General features: G+C 24.9%; 4 protein-coding genes. 3 read left to right on the top strand and 1 reads right to left on the bottom strand.

Annotated elements, in window-relative coordinates; all coding sequences use genetic code 11:
- Positions 1 to 199: 199 nt before the first annotated feature.
- From pyrB to N4A48_RS14920, 3 genes are all read left to right on the top strand, one after another.
- The gene (pyrB, locus tag N4A48_RS14930; protein ID WP_293667257.1) at positions 200 to 1,120 is read left to right on the top strand and encodes an aspartate carbamoyltransferase; all 921 of its coding nucleotides are present in this window, start codon (positions 200 to 202) and stop codon (positions 1,118 to 1,120) included.
- Positions 1,113 to 1,535: an aspartate carbamoyltransferase regulatory subunit gene (locus tag N4A48_RS14925; RefSeq protein WP_293667256.1), complete on the top strand. Its 423-nt coding sequence runs from the start codon at positions 1,113 to 1,115 to the stop codon at positions 1,533 to 1,535. The genes pyrB and N4A48_RS14925 overlap by 8 nt, the downstream gene beginning before the upstream one ends.
- Positions 1,536 to 1,822: 287 nt before the next feature.
- Entirely contained in the window at positions 1,823 to 3,982 is a 2,160-nt protein-coding gene (locus tag N4A48_RS14920) for an EAL domain-containing protein (protein WP_293667254.1), read from the top strand.
- A 77-nt stretch (positions 3,983 to 4,059) separates the two neighbouring features.
- Here N4A48_RS14920 and N4A48_RS14915 read toward each other — a convergent pair.
- On the bottom strand, positions 4,060 to 4,366 hold a 307-nt coding region (locus N4A48_RS14915; protein WP_293667252.1), incomplete at its 5' end, for an ABC transporter permease.

Here is a 4,366-nt window from a genome sequence, read left to right as displayed (position 1 = left end):
TAGTTACTAATAAAAACAAATCTTTAATGCTGGTCCAGAGAGGCTAGGAAGGTTGTAAATATGGATAAATATTAAATATGCATTTTATTGTGTATTTATATGAGTATGTCTGTAATTATGCCTTTCTATATAGAAAGGCATTTTTTAATAAAAAAAATCTTTTAAAGTAGTCCAGAGAGGCTGTAAAGGAGGTAATATTATGTTAAAAGGAAGAAATTTAATTAGTCCTAATGATTTTTCACTAGAGGAGTTAGATTCAGTATTAAGTCTTGGTGAAAAAATAATTCAAAGTCCAGAAAATTACGTTGATGTTTGTAAAGGAAAGTTACTATCTACATTATTTTATGAGCCATCAACTAGAACGAGATTTAGCTTTGAAGCTGCTATGCTTAGGTTAGGTGGAAGCTTAGTAGGTTTTTCTGAGCCTGGTTCATCGTCTGTGTCAAAGGGAGAATCGCTTGCTGACACTATAAGAACTGTTGGATGTTATGCTGATATAATAGCTATGAGACATCCAAAAGAAGGTAGTGCACATCTTGCATCTAAATACTCAAATGTACCTATAATAAATGCAGGTGATGGAGGACATCAACATCCTACCCAAACTCTTACTGATTTACTTACTATAAAATCTTTGAAAAAAGATCTAAATAATCTTACAATAGGGCTTTGTGGAGACTTAAAATTTGGACGTACTGTGCATTCTTTGGTTAAGGCTATGGCTAGATATAAAAATACAAAGTTTATATTCATATCCCCATCTGAACTTAAAATTCCAGATTACATAAAAGAAGAAATACAAGGTAACTACTATGAAACTTCAAGCTTAGAAGAAGTAATAGATAAGGTTGATATACTTTATATGACTAGGGTACAAAAAGAAAGATTTGTAAGTGAAGAAGAATATATAAGACTTAAGGACAGCTATATACTTACAAAAGATAAATTAAAAAATGCAAAAGAAGATATGCTTGTACTTCATCCGCTTCCAAGAGTAAATGAAATATCTACTGAAGTAGATGATGATTCTAGAGCTGTGTATTTTAAACAAGCTAGATATGGAATGTTCGTTAGAATGGCTTTGATTATGAAGTTATTGGGGGTTGATTTAGATGCTTAATATAAATAGTATAAAAAAAGGAATAGTAATAGATCATATACAGGCTGGATGTGGATATAAAATATTTAAAGAATTAAGACTTCATAAAGCAGATTATTCAGTTGCACTTCTTAAAAATGTAAGTTCAAATGCCATGAATAAAAAAGATATTATAAAAATTGAAAATGAAATAAATATAGACTTTACAGTATTAGGAATAATAGATTCTAATATAACTGTAAATGTAATAGAAGATGAAAAAATAAAGGAGAAGATGAAGCTTTCCATTCCCAAGATAGTAAAAGGAATATTTAAGTGTAAAAATCCAAGATGCATAACTACTGTTGAAAATATAGATGAAGTAGAGTTTATATTAGTAAATGAGGAAAAGAAAGAGTATAAATGCGAGTACTGTGAAAGTAGAACATCTTTGTAGATAATTATATAGAAAAAATGAATTTATGAAAAAATAAACTTATAAAAATAGTTAATATTTTTATAAGTTTATTTTTTTGTCTTAAAATCTTCAGAAGGAAGACTTTTTTATAATAAATAGGGGTAATATATAATTATAGATTTATTTAATTATATAGATTAAAATATAAGTTTAATTACTTTTAAGAAATAAATAGATTTTTATAAAACAAGTAGGAATTATATTTCTATTTAAATTGTGAATGAGTATAATTTTCGTTAAAATAAAATACAGAAAGGAAGAGTAAAATGATCAAAAAAAGATATGTAGTAGCTTTTGTGTTGTTGTTTTTGGTTGTAATCATTTCAAGTTATATTACATATGAAAAAAATTATTCAGTATATTTAAACGAAACTAAAAAAACTGTAAAGAATTTTTCGAGTTCAGTAAGTTATATGTATGATTCCATTTTTTCTTCTATATATAATTCCACTAACCAAACTATTAAAAATTTAGAACAAAATAATTTAATGATTAATGATGTAAATCAAGTATTAAATGAAGTAAGTAAAGAGAGCTATTATATTAATGATATGTATATTGTTTTTGAAGATGGAACTACTATTGGTGATTTTACAAAAACTCATTTAGATATTAAAGATATTCTTCCTTATTTTCAAAAAGAAAATAATAAGTTATATCTAGGATCAATCAAAAGCTCTAAAGTAGATTCTAATATATTTTATGGAATAAACTTATTTCAATTTCAGAATAAAAAAAATGCCTTATTAGTAGTTGGAACAGATTATAATCTGATTAATAAAATTATTGGTTCAGATAGTTATGAAGTATATGAAACATATTTATTATCTGATGATGGATACTATTTATATAATAAAGATTCATTACTTATTGGTAAAAACTTGTTTACTAATAGAGAATTTATTAAAAATATTACCAGTATAGATGATAGAAGCTATGAAAAATTAATAAAAATAATTAAAAATAAAAATGTACAAAAAGACATTGTTTCATATAATTCATATAATGTTGAAAAAATTGGATATTATGATCACTTAAATTTTTTTAGTGGAACTACCTTTTTAACTATTAATTATACAAAGTTAAAGCACCAACAAATAAAAGCAATTATAAGAATTATTATACCGCTTTTAATGAGTTTTTTTATTGCAACTTATTTATTCTTAAAATATATCTTTTTAGTAAAATATACTGACTATTTTACAGAGGTAAAGAATGAGTTTGCCTTTGAAAAACGAATAAATAAATTATACAATCAAGGAAAAAAAGAAGAAAGCTATCTAATTATAAAAATCGAAAATGTAACAAGCAATAAAGATAAAGAATTTATATATGATGATAGAGTTTATTACCATTTATCAAATTATTTTAAAAGTGTAAATTTTTTATATTTTGATTTATATAGAATATCAAGAGTACATTACATTTTTGTGCTTAAAAATGAAAAAAAGATAGATAATATAAAAAAATTATTAAATAAAATAAATAAAAATATACCTATAGATAATGGAACAAATTTAGTTATAAGAGGTAAAAAGCTATTTATTACTATGGATGAAATAAGAAAATTAGAAAATTTCGAAGTTATTTCTCAAATTGTTCAATATATGGAAAAAAATCATGAGGATTTAAAAAGTATAGAAGATATAGAGTTTACAAAGTATAGCTTGATTTTAAATGAGCATAATCAAAGATTAAAAAATATATTGTTATTAGATAGACTTATTGTAAATAAAGATATAGTTCCTTTTTATCAACCGATTGCAGAATTAAAAACAGAAAAAGTAATTAAATATGAAGTATTAATGAGAGTAAAAGATGATAATGAATATTTATCGCCAGTTAAATTTATAGAAATTGCAGAAAATCAAGGTAGAATAGAAGAAATGGATAGATTAATAATGCTACAGGCATTTCAAACATACTCTAAAATGCTAAATAAAAAAGGAATAAATATTAATCTAAGTATCAACTTATCAGGTAAATCAATTAATCCAAGTACAACTGATTATATATTAAAAACAACTTCTAAATATAATGTTAATCCAAATCATATAACATTTGAGTTAACAGAAACAGCTGCCTTAAACAATCTTAGTGAATGTATAAAAGAGTTGAACAAGCTTAGAGACAAAGGTTTTAAATTGGCCGTTGATGATTTTGGAACGGGTTATGCTCATGTAGAGTTATTATCAAAATTAACAGTAGATTATATAAAGATTGATGGAGCGTTCGTAAGTGGGGTTGAAAAAGATGAAAAGCTATTGAAGACACTTAATGCTTTAGTATATATAGCTAAAAACTATAATGCAGAAATTATTGCAGAATATGTAGAAAATGAACAAGTGATAAAAGTACTGCAAACATTAGACATAGAGTACGGACAAGGTTATTACTTTGGAAAGCCAGAACCAATGTCTATATGATTACAAAGATACTGAATATCTAGAATCTTAATATAAAAGAGCAAGATTCTAGATATTCAGATATATAGTATAAAGCTTCATCTAGCCTTATATCTTTTTTCAATAATATTTACTATTTGATACATCAAAAGAGCACATATTGCAAGAACGAATACTCCCATCATAACAAGATCTAGCTTAAATACCTGCCCTCCATAAACTATCAAATATCCTATTCCATATCTTGATACTAAGAACTCTCCAACTATAACTCCAACCCATGACATACCTATATTTATCTTAACTATATTTATAATATTGCCTATATTAGAAGGAAGAATAAGCTTTGTAAGTATTTGATATTTAGTTGCACCGAAGCTTTTTAGCATTTTAATTTTTTCTTCT

Origin of the sequence: Tepidibacter sp. (assembly GCF_025210165.1) — a bacterium.
Lineage (GTDB): Bacteria > Bacillota > Clostridia > Peptostreptococcales > Peptostreptococcaceae > Tepidibacter_A.
Note: the sequence above shows the minus strand (reverse complement) of the source record. Positions and strands in the feature narration are given on the sequence as shown.